A 23,084-nucleotide genomic window follows, 5' to 3' on the forward strand; every position below is an offset into this window, starting at 1 on the left:
TCGGATGTACAGAAGTGAATTTTTTGTTTTCGATAAGGAAAAACCAATGCCGGTTATCATTCGTAATTATTCAAAAGAGGATTTTGACCAGCTCATAGAGATCCAAGCGGAATGCTTTCCTCCTCCTTTTCCATCAGAATTATGGTGGAATAAAGAGCAATTAAATAACCATGTTACCCTTTTCCCAGAAGGTTCTATATGTGTGGAAGTAGATGGAGTATTAGCAGGATCACTTACCGGACTATGTGTGGATTTTGATCCAAAAGAAATGAATCATTCTTGGGAAGAAATCACAGACCACGGGTATATTCGTAACCATAAGCCGAATGGAAGTTCCTTGTATATTGTAGATATTAGCGTTCGCCCAAAGTTCCGAAAACTAGGGCTTGGTAAGTTAATGATGCAGGCCATGTATCATGTTGTGATTGAAAAGGGGTTTGACCGTCTGCTTGGTGGGGGCAGGATGCCAGGCTATCATAAAGTGGCGCATCAAATGACGCCCGAAGAATACCTGGATGCCATCATTAAGGGGGATGTAAAGGATCCTGTCATTACCTTTCTCCTCGGCTGCGGCCGTGTGCCCTTAGGTGTTTCAACAAATTATCTAGATGATGAAGAATCCTGTAATCATGCAGCGATTATGGAATGGAGGAATCCATTCAAATAAAGAATGGGGGATTATTTACAATTGGAGTATAAACGAATAACAAATATTGATGACCCAAATTTTAAAAAACTTCATGATTTAATGGGGAAGATATTCCCGCCTGAGGAAGTATTGGATTATGAGTTATGGAAAGAACCATTAGAAGATCCAAGTATCCGCGTGTTTGTTGCTATTGATGATGAACAGGTAGTTGGAGCTACAGAATACCGCTATTACCCTGATTGGAATATCGCAATGACAGACTTCACCATTATCAGTAAACCAGGGTTAGGCATTGGCCGATTTTTAGCACAGAATCGTTTGAAGGATTTACAATTGCTTGCAAAAGAGAACGAAAAAGAGCTATTTGGTATGTTCGCTGAAATTTATGATCCATATAGAGTGGAACATCATGAATTTGGCGGTGTAAAAGTGATGGATCCTTATGTTCGCAGGGAGGTACTATCCCACCTAGGGTATAAACGTTTAGATCTAGCTTACGTTCATCCATCATGGGAAAATAACGGTGAGGCTGTCTCCGGCCTAGATTTATGCTATATGCCTACAAGCGATGAGGTACATCGTTTGCCTGCAGCGCTTGTAAAAGATTTTCTCACTACGTATTATTCAGTGCTTTCTAATAAACCGCAGGAATGGCTTTTTATGATAGAAAAAATCGATAACAAGGAAACAATTGAATTATTGCCTCTATAAAAAAACTATTGACTTTGACAGAAGATTCAGCTAATATTCATTTTATATTCTTGGAAATTTAATGAAAAATTATATATCTCTTATCCAGAGCGGCGGAGGGACATGGCCCGATGAAGCCCGGCAACCTTCAAGGTAATCCTTGAAAAGGTGCTAATTCCTGCAGGTTTTTATAAAACCTGATAGATAAGAGGAGGAATCCAAGCCCTCTTCTTATGAAGAGGGTTTTTCGTATTTTCAAACTATTTATTGAAGGGGTGCAAAAAATGACTGTTATAAAGGTGGCAATCTTAGGTTTTGGTACGGTGGGTGAGGGTGTCTACCGGACGATTGAATCACATGCTTACGACCTTGAAGCCGTTTTAGGCAAGAAAGTGGAAGTGGCTGCAATTCTAATTAAAAATAAACAGAGGGAAAGAAATATTCGTAAAAATATTTTAATAACTACAGACTTTGAAGAGATACTCAACTTGCCAAAGCTTGATATTGTAATTGAAGCCATTGTAAACAAGGAGCCGACCTTTACATTTTTGCAAAAAGCAATTGAGCGGGGCTGCCACATTATTACAGCCAATAAGGAAATGTTTGCACACCATGGAAAACAACTGAATGAGCTTGCAGAACAAAATAACGTCTCTGTGGGCTTTGAAGCCACAGTTGCCGGGGGAATCCCGGTGATTCAAACACTAAAACAACTATTAAAAATTAACCGGGTTCAACAAATTCAAGGAATATTAAATGGGACCTCGAATTTCATCCTAACCGAAATGAGAGAAAAGAAATGGTCCTTTGCCGAAGCACTGCTTCAGGCTCAAGAAAATGGTTATGCAGAAGCAGATCCAACCAATGATGTCGAAGGCTTCGATGCATTCTACAAAACAATGATTCTAAGCCGAATTGCATTTGGGGAAGAACCGAATTGGCAGGATGTTGAACGTGAAGGAATCACTTCCATCACAAGTGAATTAATTGACGCTGCCGAAAAGTTAGGATTGAGGTTTAAACATATTGCAAGTATCTCTAAGGAAGGCGGCCAAATACAGGTATCTGTTAAGCCGGCTCTTGTCGGGAAGGAGAATCCTTTTTATCATGTAGAGGGCGTCGAGAATGCTGTTAGTGTTCATTCAGATATTGTTGGCAGAATTACACTGCAAGGACCAGGAGCGGGAATGTTTCCTACCGCCAGTGCAGTTATCGAAGATTTGGTATATGTCTGCCTAAATAATCAGAAGGATAGAACATTTAAAGTTGAGGATACGACAGTTTCTGACCTGCAAAGAAGCTGCAAAGAAGAGCTTTGGTTTGTACATGCTCAGAGCAATTATTTTCAAAGCATTCCGTCTAACTTGATTGAACAAACATTCAAACAAGCCTATATAATCAGGGCGACAAAGAGGGATGTAGAGGGGCTGGCTAATCAAGATAAGGAAATTTCTTATTTCCCAATAGTGGGTGAGTATCAGGCAGCAAATGAAGACAAAGTATTGACAGCTCAATAGTAAAAAAAGAGGGCAGCAGCCCTCTTTTTTTAGTTTTTTAAGAATTTGAAAATAATCAGAAAAAATCGTTCGTAACTAGGGATAAGTTTAGACATAATCGTATGTTGAGCATATTGTGTAAAAGCTCGACCTATGGACTAGTTATTGAATACAAGGGAATGGAGGGGGCGGCATGTTAGGAAATAGCTTATATGAACTTTTGCTGACCAAGCTTATTAATTCATTCACTTATGAGTTTTGGGTGAAACCAGAAAGCGTTCATCGGATTGATAAACAATCACGCGAAAAACCTGTAAATGCAGATGGGAAAAATTATATGGTTGGACCAGGAAATGGGGAGTATTATGATGAAGCAGGAATTAGTGTTTCAGTGGGAAAAAATGGAGTAATTGTCCTTGAACATACGGAAATAAATACTTTTGCCGTGTTAGTACATGAAACAGAAATTAACGATATTACTCATATTGCCATTGTTTATGATAATAGATATCCGTATTTATACATTAATGGTGAATTTGTGAAAATTGGTGAACGAAGCCCTAAAAGGTATGTCTACCCGACAGGGATTATTGGTAGTTTGTCAGGCGGATCTTTTAAAGGAGAAATCAAAGAGATTAGGCTTTGGGACCATTGCCGGACTAATAAACAACTTAAGACTTATATGAATCAACAGATAAGTAGAAACAAAGAGGGGCTTTACGGAATTTGGCCAGATCGTCCTGTAAAAGAAACGGATGTAAGAGTGAAGCAAAAAAACACCCAAACCACCCAAAAAACTAGTAAGGCAAACAGAGAAAATAAAAAGAATCAAAATATTGAAGTCAGTATCATTATTCCATCTTATAATAAATTTCCACTCAATATATTTACCCTTTACTCACTCGAACAACAAACATTTAATCCTTCAAAAATAGAAGTAATCTTTATAGATGATGCATCTACTGACCAAACAGAAGAAAATCTTAAAGGTTATAATCCACCTTATCATTTTAAATATATCCGTAATAAAAGTAATCTTGGAAGAGCAAATGTGCGAAATTTAGGTATTCAAGCAGCAAAAGGGAGCATCCTGATTTTTCTAGATGCTGAAATGATTACAGAACCAGATTTTGTTGAAAAGCATTTTAAGTATCATCAATCTCAAAATAAGGTTATTTTGTCAGGTGTGATGCATTCTAAGAAGATTTATTCATGTATCTTTCCTGAGTTTCCTCAGGATGTAATGAACAGGATCCAAACCTTAACCAAAAATAATCCAGAGAAAAACAGAAAGCTGCAAGACTTAAAATTACCGTTGGAAAAGCCGTATCCATTAATAGAAAAAGACGATATTACCAATAAAACCTATACGGATTTAGTTTTTAAACCATTTACGTGGTTTGAGACGATAGTTAAAAATTTTGATGTGGACCTAGATGGATTTATGTTTCCATGGATGGCATTTCTTACAGGGAATGTTTCCATCCGTAAAGAGTTTATTCAACAAGCAGGTTTGTTTGATGAGGACTTTGTTCAATACGGCTACGAGGATTGGGAAATAGGGTACCGTTTATATAAACTGGATGCCAAATATATTGTGTCCAACGAATTAATAACTTACCACCAAGAACATCCTGTGGGAATAAGTAAATGGAAAGAGGCAATTCAAAACCTGGGGCTCTTTATCTTAAAGCATTATGACGTCGATGTTTTAATTCTTGGATTAGAGCTTTCAGGCATAGTAGATTTATTAACGATGAATAAGGTACTAAGCGAGTATAAGTTACTTATGCAAACCTATCCAGAGAGATTTCAAGAATTCCAAGAGAGATTTATTCGCATTCTTCAAGCAACTGTCCTATTACTTCAAATAGATATTCGTCACATTAATATCTTAGGGGCTGCAGGTTTTGGTTCAGACGAAAGAAAAGGCCTTCAAGAAGATATTAATTCCCTTAAATCCCTTGAGGAATTCACCAGTTTAACCAGCCTTTTAGAGAAAATCTTGAATTCCTAAATATTATTCTAAATTAAGGGGATGGAGTGAAGAAAGTGGTTTCCATAATAACTTGTACAATAAGAGATGAGAGTATCAATAATGTTTTCGAAAATTATCAACAGCAAACCTGGAAGGATAAAGAGCTAATTATTATCCTAAATAAGGATTCCATGGACATCGATAAATGGATCAAAAAGGCAAAGAATTATCAGTGTGTCCAGGTATATCAACTGCATGAAAAAGCAACATTAGGCGACTGCCTGAATTTTGGGATTATGAAATCAAAATATGATTTTATAGCAAAATTTGATGACGATGACTATTACGGTCCTGAATATATAAGCAGCGGGATGGAAGCTTTTAAAAATAAAAATATTTCAATAATCGGTAAAAGTTCATTATATATTTATTTTAAAAATAAAAAAGCACTGATTTATATGTCGGGTAAAGAAAATTCCTTCGTTGACACTGTTGCCGGAGCAACACTTATGTTTAGAAAGGATGTATTTCAACAGGTTCAATTTGAAAAAGTGAATCGAGCTGAGGATTACTTTTTCATTGATCAGTGTAAAGAAAAGGGGTTTCACATCTATTCTACTGATCGCCATCATTTTGCTGTAATTCGGCAAGAAGCAGAAAAGCATACCTGGAAAATTTCTGAAGAAGAGCTTATGGAATGGGGAGATATCATCACCTATACAGACGATTTTAAAGCAGTGATCGCAAAAGAGATTGATCATTGAAAGCTTGAATGTAATAAATTTAAAGCGTGGTGACATTAAATCAATAATGTCATCTTTACATAAGGAAGGTTTGTTTATTTTCCCACAGACTTATCCACATTGCGCGGATTGGTATTACGTTATTTTAAATGCTTATCCACAAAATCCACAAACGGAATGGAGGTAATAATTTATGTTGTTCACAATACCTCCAAATTTCTAATATTAAAATGTTAAAAATATGTGAAAGCCGTTGTCATTTTTTGTGGCGGAGAGTATATTAAAAGTGTAGAGAAGATAGTGAAAAGATTCACAAACTTCTGCTACAATAACAGCTAGCTGATCCACCCTTAACAATAAGGGAAATTAAAATCATTAACAAACTTGTGAAATGTTTCACAAGAAATTAATAGGAGATGATTGTGATGAGATGGTACAAAACTCCTCTTGCAGCAGTTGTATGGACAGTATTACGAGTTTGGCTTGGCTTACAATGGATTGAGGCAGGTTATCATAAATTAACAGGCGGTTTCGATGCAGGCGGTTTTCTTAAAGGAGCTCTGGCAAATGCAACAGGGGAACATCCAGCAGTGCAAGCTTGGTACGCTGATTTTTTACAACAATTCGCGATCCCAAATGTTCATATCTTTAACGTCTTGATTCCTTGGGGAGAAATGCTAGTTGGTTTAGGATTAATCGTGGGTTTAGCAACGATTCCGGCATTAATCGCTGGTGCATTTATGAACTTAAACTTTATGCTCGCGGGAACAACAAGCACTAACCCAATTCTTTATACAGCAGCGATGATTCTATTATTCGCAGGCACTGGAGCTTACTACTTCGGACTTGACCGATTTGCAGTACCTTTTATCAAAGGCAATTTCCAAAAAGTCCGTGCAAAAAATGTGCACATCAATTAGTGTTAAAACAATGAAAAATTTATATTAAAGAAGCAGGGCAAAACCTGCTTCTTTTTTTAAAGGATTATTTTCTATTTCGATTTTGGACGCGCTGGTTTGCTGCATTAGCTCGTGCCAGTGCCTCAAGATCCGCTCCATCAGCCATTTCCTTTGAAAACTCAACATCCTGTCCATCTGATTTCATGTTTTTTGGAACTTGTGGAAGTGAAGCTTTATTTTTATCTCGTGAACCATGTCCGCGTGAACGACCCATCATAAAAACCCCTTTCAAATGTTAACTCTTGAGAGGAAAGATGCTCTCCACTCTAGTTTTAACAAATTTAAAGGGGTCCATTAATGGAAAATTCTTTAAAAATTTGGTGTACTATAGCTTCGTTTTTCTGTCGGCATAACCGCCTGCACGGTCTGCCATTTTAAATTCCCGCTGATAAGATACCTCTTGCATGCTTGTAAGACTGTATTTCCCTCTATCCTTATCCTTTTTCTTCTTTTCAGCCATTTTTGCTCATTCCTTTCAACATTTTTTTGTCAATCGTCATCAAGCTATGTGGTAAAAATAAAGCACTTTATGTACTTATTTCCATTTTTACCTTATAGGAAAGGAATGATACTGATTTTAAGAAATTATATTTCGTAAGGCTTTTTGAAGATCCGGGTATTTAAATTCAAAACCTGAATCCAATAATTTATTTGGTAATACTTTTTGACCATCGACAACTAATGTACTCATTTCTCCCAAAAGTAATCGAAGGGCAAAGCTGGGAACCGGCAACCAGTGAGGGCGGTGTAATTCCAGTGCAAGTGTTTTCCCAAACTCGCTCATCGTAACCGGGTTAGGAGCCGTAAAATTAACTGCTCCTTGAATGTCCTCGTTATCAATAATAAAAGTAATTCCTTTAACTATATCTTCAATGTGAATCCACGACATCCACTGCCGGCCATGACCGATATTCCCGCCAATAAAAGCCTTATATGGAAATGAAATTTTTGGCAATGCTCCCTCATCACGGTCAAGGATTATTCCGAATCTGCAAAAAGAAGTGCGTATTCCTAATTTTGATGCAAAACTTGCCTCGTATTCCCATTGCCTGACGGTTTCAGCTAAGAAATCATTCCCGAGTTTTTGCTCTTCTTCTGTAAACACCGTGTCTAATGATGTTCCATAAATACCGACTGCACTGGCATTAATAAATGCCTTTGGTTTTCGTTCCAATTTCTTCATAATTTCTATTAGCTCTTTAACAGCCCCAAGCCGGCTGATTAATATTTTGTTTTTTCTTACTTCTGTCCACCGCCCGCTATTAATCGACTCCCCAGCAAGGTTAATAAAAATATCAGTATTCTGAAGTTCGGATATGGGGTTTGAATTTTCACTCAGCCATTGTACATATTGAATTCGGTCATCCTTAATTATGTTAGGTAACCTTCTAGTTAAAATAACGACTTTATAATTGTTTTTTAGGAATTCATCTACCAGTGCCTTCCCGACAAATCCAGTCCCGCCAGCGATTGCAATTTTCATGAAAAACACCACCTTTTGCTTTTATTTTACTATATTAAATGAAGAATATGGTAAAGTATTCTTGAGGTGAAGGAAATGGCTATTATTACGAAAATCACCACACAGCAGAAAAATCAAGATCGGTTTAATGTGTTTATGGATTACGGAAAGGGCGAGGAATTTGCCTTTAGTGTTGATAGTGATGTACTAATAAAATTTCAGCTAAAAAAAGGCATGGAAATTGATGATTTTTCTTTCATGGAAATTCAGTTCCAGGATGATATTCGTAAGGCTTATAATCTAGCGGTAAATTATTTAGCTAGGAGAATGAGGTCGTCGAAAGAAATTAGGGATTATCTTATTCAAAAAGAAGTAGATGACCCCGTCATCGAGGAAATTGTTCATAAATTAACAATTCAGAAATACATCAATGATGAGGATTATGCCTTTGCTTATGTACGAACACAGGCGAATACGACTGATAAAGGTCCTGATTTAATCAAACTGGAATTAAAGGAAAGAGGGATTGAGGAGGGAATTCGACTTCGTGCACTCGAGGAATTTCCGCGCGAGCAGCAGATTGAAAAAGCAACAAAAATGAGCGAAAAGTTCTTCCAGAAGAATTCAAAGGACTCTCAGAAAATTCAAAAGCAAAAGCTGGAGCAGTTGCTGCTTAGAAAAGGATATCCTTTTGAGGTTATTCATATTGCTGTAAATGAAACTGATGTGAATAAAGAAGTTGATGAGGAAATGGAAGCCATCAGGTTTCATGGGGAAAAAGCCCATCGGAAATACTCTCAATTCAGCGGTTTCGAATATGAACAAAAGATGAAGCAAGCTTTATATCGGAAAGGCTTTTCAATTGATTTAATCGAGAGGTACTTAGCTGAAAGTAAAAAATCATGACAGGAGCGTCATGATTTTTTACTTTCAATAATAATCTCATTTTGATCAAGTTGCTCAAAAATCATCTCAGCAACTTGCTTAGGTGAGCTTAGCCGTGATGGGTCTTTAATATGGTCACTGTCCTCCCAAAATGGTGTATCCATGCCTCCCATATAAACAGCATTAATTTTAATTCCGCTGACCTCGTATTCCTTTTGCAGGCTTTCGGTAAAGCCTCTGACTGCAAATTTGCTCGCTGCATAAACTGCTTCATTGACCTTTCCGCGTAAACCGGCAGTTGAAATAATATTCATGATCCTTCCTTCTCCCTTAGCAAGGAGAAGCGGTAAAATTGCCTTCGTCATAAAAATTGTTCCTAACACATTGGTATCTAACATTTCGATGATTTGCTTTTCATTTATCTCTCCAAACGGCCCAAAATGTCCGACTCCAGCATTATTTATCAATCCCGCTATGTGGTAGGTGCTGCCAATATCTTTTAATTTCTCCGAAACTGCTTTATTATTCCGAATGTCTAGTACAAGGATCTCAGCAGTACCGCCTTCTCCTTCAATTTCATCTTTGGCAGCAACTAATTTATCAGTACTTCTGCCAGCAAGCAAAAGATGATACCCCTTTTTTGAAAAAAGAAATGCTAGCTCTTTTCCCAACCCAGATCCAGCACCAGTTACAATGATTGTTTTCATTAAGTTATCTCCTTCAAATTGGTTTTAATGCCTTTATTAATTTTACAAAAAAAACTATACTAAAATAAAGAGAAATGGGAGGGAATATGATGCAGCAGGAGAAGCGGTATAGTGAAATGACAGAGCAGGAATTAAGGCAGGAAATTGCTGCGCTACAAGAAAAAGCAAGAAAAGCAGAGCAAATGGGAATGGTAAATGAATTTGCCGTCCTTGAAAGAAAAGTATTAATGGCAAAAGCTTATTTATTAAACCCAGACTCCTTTAAAACTGGAGAAATTTATGAAATTGAGGGAGACCCTGGCCAACATTTTAAAATAGACTATATGAATGGCGTGTTTGCTTGGGGTTATCGACTACAAGGCGATGGTAAAGAAGAAGCACTTCCGATATCTCTACTAAAGAGGTTGAAGTAACAAACCAGAGAACTTATTCTCTGGTTTGTCTTAGTGTTACAAATTAAAATTGTGGTGAATCGTCATCACGTTCACCAGAAGCACGCATACGCTCTTGAGGATGCGTATTGGTAGTGCCGTTTGCTCTTTTTGAAGCATATTCTGCTTTTGCTCTCGGTTCTCCCTCAAATTTATTATTATTTTGATTCGGGAAATTTGTCGCTTTATTTCTCATGCGGTACCTCCATTAAAGGGAATGAGAAAAACGTGAAAAGCAAAGCTTGTCTTTCAATGCTTACCACGTAACGTTAGTATTTGCTTAAATTTTTACGGTTATGTTATAAGAAAATGGCAAATGGGGTGTGCACGTGAATGATTATCATGAAAAATTAGCAAACCTGCTTATAGGCAAAAATGACCAGCTTTCCTACCAACAAGCCCGGACTTGGGTTGAGCTGCTTTGGGAGGATTTTGAAACCACGTATGCAAAAGCGGGAAGGGAATATATGGGCAGTGAAATGACAGAAAAAATTGTTAAACAATGGATTGAAAACTACGGCGATAAGTTGCATGAATTTGCAGCGACCAATCCGAAATATAAACATTTTCTAGAACAAGCAAAAAATACTCTCCATTAAAAAAGCAAGTGACAATGGGTCACTTGCTTTTTTAACTTGGGATAATCCCTAATTTTTTTCGCAATTTCTTTTCACTAAACACCCAGCCTGTATAAGAGGTAATCCGGTTAAAATTACAATCTAATTGCACCACAGCCACAAAGGGATAATGGCCATTACTTCGATAGCGTAAATCAATAAAACGGACCTCATAATAATCAGTGAATTCATCTATTTCCCAGCGATAAACTGGCGAAAATGAAAGAAAAGCGGAAATATTGTAATCCGTTTTCGCAGCTTCAATTAAGGGGGTTTGCGGAACAGGAACACGTTTAAAACGATCTAAAATTTCTACTTTTTTATCTTCGGACCTGCCAACAAAAAACATGCTTTTACTCATGGCAGCAATTCGCCATTGATGAAACTTCATGGTTGGAGCGATAATAATTTCAGTTGCATCAGGAATCAGGGTTCTAACCTCAACTAAAACTCTTTTTTTAGCTTGAAACCTTCTTAAATAGTAGACGATGATAACGGCATACATAATCAGAAAAGTATAGCCTGGATTTGCCCCTAAAATCCAAATGAAAATCCCAATGACGTGAATTCCAAATATGATCGGATCAAAGGTATTAATCACACCTAGTGCCACCCATTTTGAAGAGAATGGTCTTAAGGCTTGAGTTCCGTACGCATTAAATATATCAACGAAAACATGGATAAAAACGGCAGCAAAGGTCCATGCCCAGAGATGAAGGAGATTGGCACCCTGAAAAAAAGGATAAATGACTGCTACGATTAAGAGCGGCCACAGGATGACCGCAGGAATAGAATGGGTCACTCCACGATGATTTCGAATATAAATGGCATTATTTCTTAGTTTTAAAACTGTGTCAATATCTGGTATTTGAGAACCTGCGATTGTTGCAATTAAAACACTAGTTGTAGTAGCATGGCTGGCCGCCACTGCTGGATCAAGGGTTGCAAGACCACCCAGTGCAATGCCCATGACAACATGAGTTCCAGTATCCAAAAGGAATATCCTCCTTTAAAATGTTCTTGTCAAAATAGAAAAATTAACTTATTGTAAGACGAAAATGCTTTACTTTTTGCTAGTTTTTTACGGAGGGCCTAAAGTTATGTTAATTGATCTAAAAAATATTACAGAAATCAATATAAATGCTTTTCAAAATGATTTAATTTCTTGGTTTAAGGCGGAACAGCGTGACCTTCCCTGGAGAAAAGATCAGGATCCTTATAAGGTCTGGGTATCGGAAATAATGCTGCAGCAAACAAGAGTAGATACCGTCATTCCTTATTTTAATCGATTTATCGAATGGTTTCCCACCATCGAAGACTTAGCTGAAGCGGAAGAAGATAAGGTTCTAAAAGCATGGGAAGGGCTTGGGTATTACTCAAGAGTACGCAATTTGCAGTCTGCAGTTAAGGAAGTAAAAGCTAATTATAATAGTAAGGTACCCAGTACCCCTGAAGAAATTGCGAAACTTAAGGGAGTCGGACCTTATACCGCAGGTGCTATTTTAAGCATTGCCTATGGTGTTCCGGAACCTGCTGTAGATGGTAATGTCATGCGCGTTTTATCAAGAATACTTTCTATTTGGGAAGATATTGCGAAACCATCAACGCGAAAAATTTTTGAAAAAGCGGTTCGGGAATTAATTTCACATGATGACCCGTCTGCCTTTAACCAAGCCTTAATGGAATTAGGAGCATTGATTTGTACCCCAACCTCTCCATCATGCTTATTATGCCCAGTTCGCGAACATTGCCACGGGTTTTATGAAGGTGTACAAAATGAGCTTCCAGTGAAAACGAAAAAAACAAAAACTCGTCATGTACAATTAGCTTCGGCCATTCTTTTAGCTGAAAATGGGAAGATTGTCATTCATAAGCGGCCCTCGTCAGGATTACTTGCAAACCTATGGGAATTTCCAAATGTGGAGATTGTTCATCCATTGCAGGCTGATCGCGAGGAAGTTATAGCTCAATTTAATCAATCTTTAAATTTACCTGTCAAGCTTAATCAGATTATCGGTCAAATTGAACATGTTTTTTCACATTTAGTTTGGAATATTAAAGTGTATACAGGTAAAATATGTTCCGAGTTTGTGGAAAGTGATGAATGGAGGCTTGTTTCGTTAGCGGAAATGGAAGAATACGCTTTTCCTGTTTCCTATCAAAAAATGATAAAGCTTTATCAGGAACAAAAATAGGAAGAAACGCCGTGACTTGTTACGGCGTTCTTTTTATTCTAGTGTTTGATCCCTCCACGGCTTTCAATTTCTTCGATGATCTCTCTGTGTATGGTTTGGCCCTCGCTATTTAAATAGGGGGCAATTTGCTGCAGGGAATGATGAAAAAAGGTAAGTTCGCTATCCTCCCAGTCAGATTTAGCCATCATTGAAAGCTCTGTCATATCTCGTCCTGCATACATAAAACTTTCATCCCTTCGTTATGGTATTTTCTCTTAGTGTTTGGTCTATTAATTGTCTTCTATTCATGGAAAAGCTAAAATAAGAGCTATACTTGATTGAGGAAAGGAAAAGGAAGATGACACAAAAAGTAGCATTAATTACTGGAAGCAGCAGGGGAATTGGAAAGGCAACAGCACTTCGGCTTGCTGAAGCAGGATATGATATTGTCATTAATTATGCGCGAAGCAAGAAGGGTGCCATAGAAACAGCTGAACAAGTTGAGGCATTAGGTAGAAAAGCCTTAATAATTAAAGCCAATGTTGGAGATGTAGATAAAATTAAAGATATGTTTGCCCAAATTGAACAGGAATTTGGCCGCTTAGATGTATTTGTCAATAACGCAGCTTCTGGTGTACAGCGTCCGATTATGGAGCTAGAAGAATCACATTGGGATTGGACCTTAAACATCAATAGCAAAGCTCTTTTATTTTGTGGCCAGGAAGCGGCAAAATTGATGGAGAAAAATGGTGGAGGAAAGATTGTCAGCATAAGTTCTTTAGGGTCGATTCGTTATCTTAAGAATTATACAGTTGTAGGTGTATCAAAAGCAGCACTTGAAGCGCTGACAAGGTATTTAGCAATTGAATTGGCTCCAAAAAATATTGTGGTAAATGCCGTTTCCGGCGGCGCGGTTGATACAGAAGCATTGAAGCATTTCCCTAATCGGGAAGAGTTGCTTCAAGAAGCAAAAGAAAAAACTCCTGCAGGGAAAATGGTTGAAATTGAGGACATGGTTAACACCGTAATGTTCTTATTATCTGATGATTCAAGCATGATTAGAGGACAGACTATCATCGTTGATGGTGGAATATCATTACTCGTTTAATTATTTTTAAATAATTTTTTTGGATAATCTTCACGAAGCAGGGATACATTAATATTCGTGGAGGTGATTACAGTGGCAAAATTCAATCAACAGCCAAACAAAACTTCAGCTGGAACTAACATCCAGGAAGTAAGACAACAAAATGCAGGTGCAGCAGGTGCAGCAGGTGCAGCAGGTGCATTTGGTACAGAATTTGCGAGTGAAACGAATGCTGCAGAAGTAAGAAAGCAAAACCAACAATCACAAGCAAATAAAAGCCAAGGCGGCGCTGGCCAAATGGGTCAAAGCTAATCATACTTAAGTTGAGGGCACTCTTCCAATCGAAAGGGTGCCCTCTTTCTATTCGACAAAACTTCCTTTTAGTCTACATAAGTAGTCAAAGGAGATTAAGGATTATTCAAGAATACATATTAGGTACAAATAATAAGGCGGTGAGGGAAATGAATCATTTTAACCGATTAGTTTCCGAGCAAATGGCAACGATGGAAAAATTATTATACCTTCAGGCTGAACTTGAACGTTGTCAGCAAATTGAAGAGGAGTTGCAGACATTACAGAACGAAACCGATCTTGAAAGTATTCAAACTGATATTCAACTAAAGAAAAAAGAGTTGAAAGAAATTCAGTCCATGTTTGAAAAACAGACTGAAGAGGTTATAAATTCATATCGGGAATCAAGTTTAACTCCTTCTTTGTAATGAAAAATAAAGAAAATGAAGAAAAAATTTCGCAAATTTTTACAAAGAGCCACTTGAAATGTGGCTCTTTTGTTTTAAATTCTGTTCTCAACCGTTATAATAATAGATAATAGGAATTTTCTTTGTTGCCTTTTGTCGTTTATTTTTCAAAAGAATAGGTTACAAAGCGTTCAGTAATGAAGGTAGGGGAGAACATGGGCGTACCCATCGAAGGTGAACCAATGCAAATACATAGCTATAAACACAATGGGCACATCCATCGCGTCTGGGAAGAAACAACCGTTTTAAAAGGGTCACAGCATTTAGTGATTGGTGGAAATGATCGGACATTGGTAACAGAATCAGATGGTAGAACGTGGATTACAAGAGAACCTGCCATTTGTTATTTCCATTCACAATACTGGTTTAATGTAATTGGAATGATCCGTGAAGACGGCATTTATTATTATTGTAATATCAGTTCACCATTTATTTTTGATGGTGAAGCACTTAAATATATTGATTATGATCTTGATATAAAGGTGTATCCTGATATGACATTTAATTTGCTAGACGAAGATGAGTATGAGCGGCATCGCCGAGAAATGAATTATCCGGCTGTAATAGACCAAATTCTTAAGCGAAACGTTGATAAGCTGATTCAATGGATTCGGCAAAGAAATGGCCCATTTGCTCCAGATTTTATTGATATTTGGTATGAACGTTATTTAACATACAGACGTTAAAGGGTAGCGTAGGTGCCTGTTGATTTTATCAACAGGTTTTTACGTGCTTATCGAAAAAAGAAAGGGGGCCATAAAAGATTGAATAGCATTCAGAGATATCTTCAATTTGTAAAGCCATACAAATGGCAGATCATTGGAACAATCATCATTGGACTCATAAAATTCTCTATTCCTCTTATAATACCTATTTTAATAAAGTATGTAGTGGATGATATCATTGGAAATCACTCCTTATCAGCTGATGAAAAAATACATAAATTAATGCTGATTTTGGGTTTGATGATTGTTATATTTGTGGTTCTTAGACCACCGATTGAGTATTACCGGCAGTATTTTGCCCAGTGGACTTCAAGTAAAATCTTATACGATCTTCGTGACACGATGTATAAACATATTCAAAAGCTCAGCTTTAAGTATTACGCCAATACTCGAGCAGGAGAAATCATTTCTCGTGTTATAAATGATGTTGAGCAAACGAAAACGTTTGTTGTGACTGGATTGATGAACCTGTGGCTGGATATTGCTACTATTGTTATTGCCATTATTCTTATGTTTTCAATGAATGTTAAATTAACCTTAATTTCGATTTTGCTGTTTCCATTCTATGCTATTTCCATAAGCTACTTTTTTGGGAATTTACGGAGGTTAACAAGGATTCGTTCGCAAGCTCTGGCGGAGGTTCAAAGCTACCTCCATGAACGGGTACAAGGGATGCCTGTTATCAAGAGTTTTGCGATTGAAGAATATGAACAAACCCAGTTTGATAAGCAGAATAAAAACTTTTTAGAAAAAGCCTTGCAGCACACGAGCTGGAACGCGAAGTCCTTTTCTGTTGTAAACACGATTACAGATATCGCGCCATTAATTGTGATAGGCTATTCAGCATATTTAGTTATTCAACATCAGCTGTCATTAGGTACGATGGTGGCGTTTTTTGCTTATATTGACAAGCTTTATAATCCCTTAAGAAGACTGGTTAACTCTTCAACCACTGTTACACAATCCTTTGCCTCAATGGACCGTGTTTTTGAATTATTGGATGAAAAATATGATATTGTTGACGAGCCGGATTCGAAAGAGTGCAGTTATGTATATGGTGATATTTCTTTTGAGGATGTATCATTTTCCTATAATGAAAATGAGGAACCGGTACTTAAAGAGATTACCATTGATGTAAAAAAGGGAGAAACCATTGCACTTGTTGGAATGAGCGGCGGCGGGAAATCAACGCTGGTTAGCTTAATTCCGCGTTTTTACGATGTAACCAAAGGAAAAATAACTCTCGATGGTGTAGATATCCGTCAGTTTAGGGTTCAAACGTTACGGGATAAAATTGGAGTTGTGTTTCAAGATAATATTTTATTTAGTGAATCAGTGAAGGATAATATATTATTAGGAAAACCATTGGCAACGGATGAAGAAGTTTACCAGGCAGCCAAAGCCGCCAATGCACACGAATTTATCTTAAATCTTGCTGAAGGATATAATACAAAGGTTGGGGAAAGGGGCGTAAAGCTTTCCGGGGGGCAAAAGCAGCGGATTGCAATTGCACGGGTATTTTTGAAAAACCCGCCAATCCTTATTTTAGATGAGGCGACATCGGCTCTTGACTTAGAAAGTGAACATTCGATTCAAGAATCCCTTGAGGAGCTAGCAAAGGACCGTACCACCTTTATTGTAGCACACCGGTTATCGACCATCACTCATGCGAATCGCATCGTTTTAATTGAGCATGGCCAAATTGTTGAAATCGGAACACATGAAGAACTAATGGCAAAGCAAGGGAACTATTTTAAATTATTTCAGGTACAAATGCTTGAACATAAAGAAACCGAAGTGGAGTAAATTCCACTTCGGTTTTTCATTCGTTTTGAGGTTCCTCAATGGAAACTTCATTTTCATGGTAAGAATGAAAACTTGTTATCAAAGTATCAAGATGTTCGACCTGCTCACTGTAGTCAATGATTGATGCAACGATTTGCATAATATGATACATATGTGGAGGATCCTGCTCAGCATATTCCTTTTGATGAGATAAAAATAGGTCAAATAATTCTTTTTTATTTAAACAAACATTTCCTTCTGAATAGGTGGGGTTGGTTGGGATTTTGCCAATAAACCTGAGCATTAGCTGCTCATGCTGGTAAATCAAACAATCCAATTGTTCCTGAATCGATTGCTGAAAATTTTCTGGCAGGTGCAACAGTTCATTTTCAAATCGATGAAGCTTTTTTAATGTATCAAGCGCTTTTTTGGCTGTAGAAGTCATTTGCCGATAAATAACAAGTTTCCGTGACTTTTCTAATGTAATCCTTTTAAAATAGCTTCGTTCTTCTTTATACATTAAGTAAAATTGATTGATTTTAATATAACTGTCCTTTAACTTTTCAATATCAGTTTTGAGAAATTGATGGTCGAAGTCATGACGTGTACTTAATCTAATCCACCTGATAATCTCTTCGGTCGTGTCGGCTATTTTTAAATAAAGCTTATTTTCATATTTTGGCGGCATAAACACAAGATTAACCAAGAAAGCTGAAAATACCCCAATCATAATCGTGGAGAAACGAATTCCTGCAAACTGAATAAAGCTTCCGCCTTGTATTTCCATTATTGAAATTAATGTAACCAGTGAAAGACCAATGTTTTTCTCGAGTTTTAGCTTTAAATTTAGAAGAATTACGATGATTGCAGCCAGTCCGACCACAATATAATGATTGCCTAGCAAAAGAACAAAAATTACTGCCATTATTGCTCCAATAATATTTCCTTGAATCTGTTCAATGATTGTTAAATAGGATCGGTATATCGTCGGTTGAATAGCGAATATCGCAGCAATGGCGGCAAAGACTGGGGAAGGTGAATGCAATAGTTGGGCTAAGTATAATGATAAAACAATAGCTATTCCCGTTTTAAAAATGCGGGCACCTAACTTCATTTTAAATAGTTTCCTTTCAAAATAAGTAGTTATCTTTTTATTTTACACATAAATAACAATACTGTACTATACAGGGAATCATTCATTTAATCAAGAGAAATTATATGAATTTATTTTCGTATTGTTCCAAAAAAATGTAAAAAAAACGCCCGCTTGTCAAAAGCGGGCGTAATAGGTTGCTAATAAATCACTCTGTTGATACTGATGGATCAGCTTGTTCCTTAACTGGAAGAATCTGAACGAAATGATTTTCCAAGTTTGTTAATAAAGTACGAAGATCGTTTGCTTCTTCCGGCTGACCGTTTTGCTCGAGAAGGTCAGTATACTTTGTTAATAACTCATTGATATCTTTTATTCCTTTTTCATTTAAATCAACGACAGATACCTTTGCACCTTTTGCAATTCTTTTCTTAAGAGCATCTTTCGTTAGACCCATTTCAGGCAGAAGTCGTGAATACACAACGCCACCAGTCATACCAGCGCAAATCCATGGTCCTGGATCTCCTAATACAAGACCGCGGCCATTTGTCATATATTCAAATGCAAAACCTTTAATATTAGCATTTGAACCAATGTTGCCGGCTTCTTTTTCTGGAAGCGGCTTTTTCATTTGGCCGCCAATGATTAAATCTGCACCTGATAATCGGATTCCTGCACGGGCATCAGCATTTCCTTGGGCAACTAGGAGACCCTTTTGTGCCCCATATCCAAATCCTTTTCCAACTGAACCATTATAGAAATGTCCATTTTTACCTTTAGACTTAAGAACATGGATATTTCCACCGAAGGACGTTTTTCCAACCCCGTCCTGACCGCCGCCGTTAACAGTAATTTCAATGCCTTCACTGTTATAAGCACCAAGTCCATTTCCAGGAATCGATCCTTCCTTATACTTTAGCTGTACAGGAGGAAGCTGTTTGTAAGACCCGTCAAGTCTGCCACGAACACGGTGACAGGAAACACGGCTTCCAAGAACACGTTGTTCAGAAGTAACACTTGCGAATTCTCTAGATGAATGAAGCTGTTCTACACTTCCATCGAGATATTCTGCACCAACAGCGACTTGCATTTGCGCCTCTGATATTGATTTGGATGCCTCCACTTTCGCAAATTGGCTGATTTCTAATGGTTTAAGCAAATGAGAGAGGTTAAGCTGATCTTCTCCTTTAAATTGCTCTAATAATTCGGAATGACCGACTGCATCCTGGAGGTTTTTGATTCCAGCTGAAGCAGCAAGTTCCTTTAATTCTGAAGCGAAAGCAGTGAACAGGTTCATGATGCCTTGAACTGCTAAATCTAATTGTCGTGGTACAAATCGGCGCAGGCCGTGATCCTTAGCTTGTGCTTCCGTTTCAATTTGGGTGGCAATACCAACATGACATGTATCTAAGTGACAGCCGCGGCAAGTCGTACAGCCAATTGCAAGCATCGATAATGTTCCAAAGCCAACTCGGTTTGCACCAAGAAGCATAATTTTGATAACGTCCTTGGCACTCTTCATTCCGCCGTCAGCCCAAAGTTCAACTTTGTGACGGAGTCCGCTTTCAAGGAGGGCATTATGTGCCGCTTTGACACCAATTTCAACTGGTAATCCAACGTGCTGCAACGCATGAATCCTCGCAGCACCTGTTCCTCCATCAAATCCACTTAATGTGATAATATCCGCACCAGCTTTGGCGATACCGACTGCAATGGTTCCGATATTTGGAACGACTGGTACCTTAACAGCAATTTTTGCTTGATCGTTTGCCGTCTTTAATTCTTGAATCATTTGTGCTAAATCTTCAATCGAATAGATGTCATGGTTGTTTGATGGCGAAATCAAGTCAGAACCAAGTGTGGCATTACGGGCAGCAGCTACTTTAGCTGTTACCTTTGATCCAGGTAAATGTCCGCCTTCTCCAGGCTTCGCTCCTTGACCAATTTTTATTTCTAACAGATTCGAAGAGTTTAGCAATTCAGCGTTAACGCCAAATCGTCCGGATGCAATCTGCTGACCGCGCGTCTTTGGATATTTGCCAAGCATATCCTTGATTTCTCCGCCTTCTCCATTCAGACTCACCATATTTAATCGGTCAGCACCCTCGGCATAAGCTCGGAAGGCAATCTCATTTTGTGATCCAAAGGACATCGAAGAAATAATAAATGGTAAATCATGGTCTCCGACACGAATATCAACATCTGTTGGTGAAACAGCTTTATTGTCTTGCTTTAATTGAACTAAATGGCGGATTGTTGTTGGGTTTTCTGTCTCTTGCTCGGTGATTTTATCGCGGTAAACGCCATAGTCGCCTGTGGCGGCAACCTCGCCAATTGCTTTCCAAATACGCGGGAAGAGATGGAACGTTTTTCCAACACGCTCATTCTCGTTATTATAATCTTCTGCTCTTTTTAGAGCATCCAGCTTCATTGCATCAAAGCCAGAATCGATTTCTTCTGATCCGAAAAAGTTTACAATATTTAATACTTTTGCGACGGATTCATTTAAGCCAATACTGGAAAATAATCGGCCATAGCCTCTTAGCTCATGGATTCCAATCGTAGAGATTACTTTTTCTAAACCTTTCGTTAATGCGCTATATAGGTTGGTTAACGGTGTAGTAGATTCATCCAAAACCGTTAAGAACATGTAATATGGGCTGATTAAATCTGCTCCTAAACCAAATACAGTAATAATGTCATGCAGCGAGCGAATCGCAGCAGAACGAAGCAATAAAGAACAATCTCTTCTTAACTCTGCTTTAACTAATGCCTGATCAATCGCTGACGTAGCTAAATGTGGATCGATCCAGAATGCATCTTCTTGATGAGCTTTAGCATCGTCGAGAACTAGTAATGTTTTTCCTGCCTGAACAGCTTGCACGGCTTCAGCAGAAAGTCTTTCAAGTGCCTCATCCAGCTCTTCGTTTTTATGGAATGTTGTTGAGATAAACGTAACCAATTTCTTTTCTTGGAAATGCTTTACAATTTGATCGAAGCTTGGCTGTCCTAAGCTTTCTGAACAAATGTAACCGGATTTTCCTTCCAATAAAAGTGGTGTTGTCAATTCAACAACCGCTTCCGTTTCTTCTTTTACGAATAGAGTAGGGCGTTTGCCAATAATGACGCGAGTTGAGAAATGTTCTGTTTCACGATCTCGGTCGATGGCAGGGTTGGTTACAACCGCAACGCTTTCTTTAATATAATCTGCAATATTAATCCGTTCTGGATTAAGTGCCGCAAGTGGTGCATCATGGCCAAGGGAGCGAATTGGATCAATCCCTTTTTCAGCCATTTGTTCGACTAATTGGATGTGATCACGTTCCCAGCCAAAAGCCTTATATTGACCATTATGGATTTTATCAGGATAATTCATCGTCACAGTTTTATTCAATGCAGGAGGCTGCAAACGATGCCTTGCTTCACTAAGATTTAAACGTTTTGAATAGCGAGTATACACTTCATTCTGATAACGGTCTTGCTCGTAAATCTCTAAATCTTCTCCGTTCCATTTAAAACCTACCTTCTCACCAGGTGCCAATGGTTTAGGGTCATTCACATATTCACTGGAAGGAATGATTCCTGGTTCGGAGGAGAAGAGATAGGATGTCTCCGTTTCAAGCATCCAAAGCGGCCGCAGTCCAAGAGCATCTACACTAAATACGGCTTCATCTGCATAGCGTGAGATAATTCCTGCAGGGCCTTGGGCAAAGTGCCCCCATGCTTCTCTTATATAAGTATATAAATCTTGAAGTTCACTGGAGTAAGCCTTAATTTCGTTAACGATCGGCGGGAACAAAAGGTCCATTGCTTCAAAAAGGGAATATCCCTCTCGGCAAATTAGTGTTTCCATTGTCCGGCTTAAATCCTGTGAGTCACTTCCGTCTTTAACGAGTGGAACACCAATCATTTTTGCTTCGTCGCGAAGCTTTGCAATCGTATTAATTTCTCCGTTATGGCCTAATACACTAAAAGGCTGCACTCGAAAAAAGCTTGAGAGAGTATTGGTAGAATAGCGATTATGGCCAAGTGTCATGGTCGATGCCACAAGGGGGTTAGCCAGGTCATGGTAATATCTTGGGAGAATATCCCCAGCTCCCATAACTTTGTACACAACATGGTTTTGGCTAAATGACGCTACATGAACATGCTCATTTTTCTCAAAATCAATCAGGGCATCAAAAAGAACATTTGTTAACTCTTGGCCTTTTTTAGCTGAAAGGCAGGCAAATTGCCAAAAAACAGGGTTTTCTTGGATCGCAATTGGACCAAGGGCAGCAGGGTCCGTAACCTCGTCAGTCTCAAAAATTAGCTCTAATTCAAATTTTTGTAGTTTTTGTTGTAATTCTTGTTTAGTAGTTTCCCGGTCAACCTTTTGGCTAATAAATACGTGACCGACTGCAAATTCTTCTTTATTTGCAAGTTGTGGGTCTATTCCAGCCTGAAGCAATTTTTCTTTCCAGAGTTCAACGGGAATATCAGTATGAATGCCAACACCATCGCCTTCACCATTGATGAAGCCTGCACGATGGTTCATCGTCACAAGTGCGTCGATACAATCAAAAATATTTTTTCTCGTAGGACGCTTACTCTTTTCAAGGCAAGCAACGATTCCGCAGGCATCATGTTCGTGTTTATGAAAATCTTTAAATAGGGAAGGGGTCCATCTTTGTGTCATATTGTTGGGCTTCTTCGGAATATCCTTCGGAAGCCGCTTCACCTCCTATGAAACTTATATTTTGTGAAAATAATTTTTGTTCTGTTTGAAATGATTCGATGCTTTATTGAGGCAATAAGGTAAAGGAAAAATAAAATAATAATTTAATAGTATCATATGAATTTTCA

The 23,084-nt window shown here is 38.1% G+C and carries 24 protein-coding genes and 1 riboswitch; of the genes, 15 read left to right on the forward strand and 9 right to left on the reverse strand.

Going from position 1 to position 23,084, the window contains the following annotated elements; translation table 11 throughout:
- The first annotated feature begins 4 nt into the window (after positions 1-4).
- The 6 genes from AC59HZ_RS23480 (at position 5) to AC59HZ_RS23505 (ending at position 6,476) form a co-directional block, all read left to right on the forward strand.
- Positions 5-667, forward strand: a complete 663-nt coding sequence (locus AC59HZ_RS23480) for a GNAT family N-acetyltransferase (RefSeq protein ID WP_496548169.1) — start codon at positions 5-7, stop codon at positions 665-667.
- A gap of 21 nt (positions 668-688) precedes the next feature.
- The gene (locus tag AC59HZ_RS23485; RefSeq protein WP_496548214.1) at positions 689-1,360 is read left to right on the forward strand and encodes a GNAT family N-acetyltransferase; all 672 of its coding nucleotides are present in this window, start codon (positions 689-691) and stop codon (positions 1,358-1,360) included.
- Between the two features lie 77 nt (positions 1,361-1,437).
- Positions 1,438-1,550, forward strand: a riboswitch (SAM riboswitch).
- A gap of 73 nt (positions 1,551-1,623) precedes the next feature.
- The gene (locus tag AC59HZ_RS23490; RefSeq protein WP_496548170.1) at positions 1,624-2,856 is read left to right on the forward strand and encodes a homoserine dehydrogenase; all 1,233 of its coding nucleotides are present in this window, start codon (positions 1,624-1,626) and stop codon (positions 2,854-2,856) included.
- Between the two features lie 172 nt (positions 2,857-3,028).
- Complete coding sequence (locus tag AC59HZ_RS23495) at positions 3,029-4,852, forward strand: glycosyltransferase (RefSeq protein WP_496548171.1); 1,824 nt, start codon at positions 3,029-3,031, stop codon at positions 4,850-4,852.
- Positions 4,853-4,878: 26 nt separating this feature from the next.
- Entirely contained in the window at positions 4,879-5,577 is a 699-nt protein-coding gene (locus AC59HZ_RS23500; RefSeq protein ID WP_496548172.1) for a glycosyltransferase family 2 protein, read from the forward strand.
- Between the two features lie 404 nt (positions 5,578-5,981).
- Complete coding sequence (locus AC59HZ_RS23505; RefSeq protein WP_496548173.1) at positions 5,982-6,476, forward strand: DoxX family membrane protein; 495 nt, start codon at positions 5,982-5,984, stop codon at positions 6,474-6,476.
- Between the two features lie 64 nt (positions 6,477-6,540).
- On the opposite strand, the gene AC59HZ_RS23510 is transcribed toward AC59HZ_RS23505, so the two are convergent.
- The 3 genes from AC59HZ_RS23510 to AC59HZ_RS23520 all read right to left on the reverse strand — a co-directional run bounded on the left by AC59HZ_RS23510 (position 6,541) and on the right by AC59HZ_RS23520 (position 7,998).
- Positions 6,541-6,729 (reverse strand): YfhD family protein, encoded by a 189-nt coding sequence (locus AC59HZ_RS23510; RefSeq protein ID WP_223589761.1) that lies wholly within the window; start codon positions 6,727-6,729, stop codon positions 6,541-6,543.
- Between the two features lie 111 nt (positions 6,730-6,840).
- Positions 6,841-6,975, reverse strand: a complete 135-nt coding sequence (locus AC59HZ_RS23515; protein WP_289986839.1) for a YfhE family protein — start codon at positions 6,973-6,975, stop codon at positions 6,841-6,843.
- Positions 6,976-7,092: 117 nt separating this feature from the next.
- Positions 7,093-7,998: a TIGR01777 family oxidoreductase gene (locus AC59HZ_RS23520; protein WP_496548174.1), complete on the reverse strand. Its 906-nt coding sequence runs from the start codon at positions 7,996-7,998 to the stop codon at positions 7,093-7,095.
- Positions 7,999-8,073: 75 nt separating this feature from the next.
- On the opposite strand from AC59HZ_RS23520, the gene recX reads away from it, so the two are divergent.
- The gene (gene recX, locus AC59HZ_RS23525; protein ID WP_496548175.1) at positions 8,074-8,883 is read left to right on the forward strand and encodes a recombination regulator RecX; all 810 of its coding nucleotides are present in this window, start codon (positions 8,074-8,076) and stop codon (positions 8,881-8,883) included.
- A gap of 8 nt (positions 8,884-8,891) precedes the next feature.
- Here recX and AC59HZ_RS23530 read toward each other — a convergent pair whose 3' ends face one another.
- Positions 8,892-9,569 carry an SDR family NAD(P)-dependent oxidoreductase gene (locus AC59HZ_RS23530; RefSeq protein ID WP_496548176.1) on the reverse strand — a complete coding sequence of 226 codons (678 nt, stop codon included), beginning with the start codon at positions 9,567-9,569 and terminating at the stop codon, positions 8,892-8,894.
- A gap of 89 nt (positions 9,570-9,658) precedes the next feature.
- On the opposite strand from AC59HZ_RS23530, the gene AC59HZ_RS23535 reads away from it, so the two are divergent.
- On the forward strand, positions 9,659-9,982 hold the full coding sequence (locus AC59HZ_RS23535; RefSeq protein WP_496548215.1) for a YfhH family protein: 324 nt from the start codon (positions 9,659-9,661) through the stop codon (positions 9,980-9,982).
- A gap of 43 nt (positions 9,983-10,025) precedes the next feature.
- Here AC59HZ_RS23535 and AC59HZ_RS23540 read toward each other — a convergent pair whose 3' ends face one another.
- The gene (locus AC59HZ_RS23540; RefSeq protein ID WP_496548177.1) at positions 10,026-10,196 is read right to left on the reverse strand and encodes a small, acid-soluble spore protein K; all 171 of its coding nucleotides are present in this window, start codon (positions 10,194-10,196) and stop codon (positions 10,026-10,028) included.
- Positions 10,197-10,329: 133 nt separating this feature from the next.
- Between AC59HZ_RS23540 and AC59HZ_RS23545 the strand changes: the two genes are divergently transcribed.
- A complete protein-coding gene (locus tag AC59HZ_RS23545) occupies positions 10,330-10,599 on the forward strand; it encodes a YfhJ family protein (protein WP_496548178.1) in 270 nt (89 codons plus the stop codon).
- Between the two features lie 31 nt (positions 10,600-10,630).
- Here AC59HZ_RS23545 and AC59HZ_RS23550 read toward each other — a convergent pair whose 3' ends face one another.
- Positions 10,631-11,611 carry a metal-dependent hydrolase gene (locus tag AC59HZ_RS23550; RefSeq protein ID WP_496548179.1) on the reverse strand — a complete coding sequence of 327 codons (981 nt, stop codon included), beginning with the start codon at positions 11,609-11,611 and terminating at the stop codon, positions 10,631-10,633.
- A 106-nt stretch (positions 11,612-11,717) separates the two neighbouring features.
- Between AC59HZ_RS23550 and mutY the strand changes: the two genes are divergently transcribed.
- Complete coding sequence (gene mutY, locus AC59HZ_RS23555; RefSeq protein WP_496548180.1) at positions 11,718-12,812, forward strand: A/G-specific adenine glycosylase; 1,095 nt, start codon at positions 11,718-11,720, stop codon at positions 12,810-12,812.
- Between the two features lie 38 nt (positions 12,813-12,850).
- Here mutY and yfhS read toward each other — a convergent pair whose 3' ends face one another.
- A complete protein-coding gene (gene yfhS, locus AC59HZ_RS23560; protein WP_496548181.1) occupies positions 12,851-13,033 on the reverse strand; it encodes a mother cell protein YfhS in 183 nt (60 codons plus the stop codon).
- Positions 13,034-13,149: 116 nt separating this feature from the next.
- Here yfhS and fabL point away from each other — a divergent pair, with 116 nt between their 5' ends.
- The 5 genes from fabL to AC59HZ_RS23585 all read left to right on the forward strand — a co-directional run bounded on the left by fabL (position 13,150) and on the right by AC59HZ_RS23585 (position 17,167).
- A complete protein-coding gene (gene fabL / locus AC59HZ_RS23565; RefSeq protein WP_496548182.1) occupies positions 13,150-13,899 on the forward strand; it encodes an enoyl-[acyl-carrier-protein] reductase FabL in 750 nt (249 codons plus the stop codon).
- 72 nt (positions 13,900-13,971) lie between these two features.
- Positions 13,972-14,190, forward strand: a complete 219-nt coding sequence (locus AC59HZ_RS23570) for a gamma-type small acid-soluble spore protein (RefSeq protein WP_496548183.1) — start codon at positions 13,972-13,974, stop codon at positions 14,188-14,190.
- A 149-nt stretch (positions 14,191-14,339) separates the two neighbouring features.
- Positions 14,340-14,597: a YgaB family protein gene (locus AC59HZ_RS23575; RefSeq protein ID WP_496548184.1), complete on the forward strand. Its 258-nt coding sequence runs from the start codon at positions 14,340-14,342 to the stop codon at positions 14,595-14,597.
- Between the two features lie 194 nt (positions 14,598-14,791).
- A complete protein-coding gene (ntdP, locus tag AC59HZ_RS23580; protein WP_496548185.1) occupies positions 14,792-15,322 on the forward strand; it encodes a nucleoside tri-diphosphate phosphatase in 531 nt (176 codons plus the stop codon).
- Positions 15,323-15,400: 78 nt separating this feature from the next.
- Complete coding sequence (locus AC59HZ_RS23585) at positions 15,401-17,167, forward strand: ABC transporter ATP-binding protein (protein WP_496548186.1); 1,767 nt, start codon at positions 15,401-15,403, stop codon at positions 17,165-17,167.
- Between the two features lie 16 nt (positions 17,168-17,183).
- Here AC59HZ_RS23585 and AC59HZ_RS23590 read toward each other — a convergent pair whose 3' ends face one another.
- Both AC59HZ_RS23590 and AC59HZ_RS23595 read right to left on the reverse strand, forming a co-directional pair.
- On the reverse strand, positions 17,184-18,260 hold the full coding sequence (locus AC59HZ_RS23590) for an FUSC family protein (RefSeq protein ID WP_496548187.1): 1,077 nt from the start codon (positions 18,258-18,260) through the stop codon (positions 17,184-17,186).
- Positions 18,261-18,447: 187 nt separating this feature from the next.
- Positions 18,448-22,917: a glutamate synthase-related protein gene (locus AC59HZ_RS23595; RefSeq protein ID WP_496548188.1), complete on the reverse strand. Its 4,470-nt coding sequence runs from the start codon at positions 22,915-22,917 to the stop codon at positions 18,448-18,450.
- Positions 22,918-23,084: the final 167 nt, after the last annotated feature.

The organism is Neobacillus sp. DZ-9, from assembly GCF_059587065.1.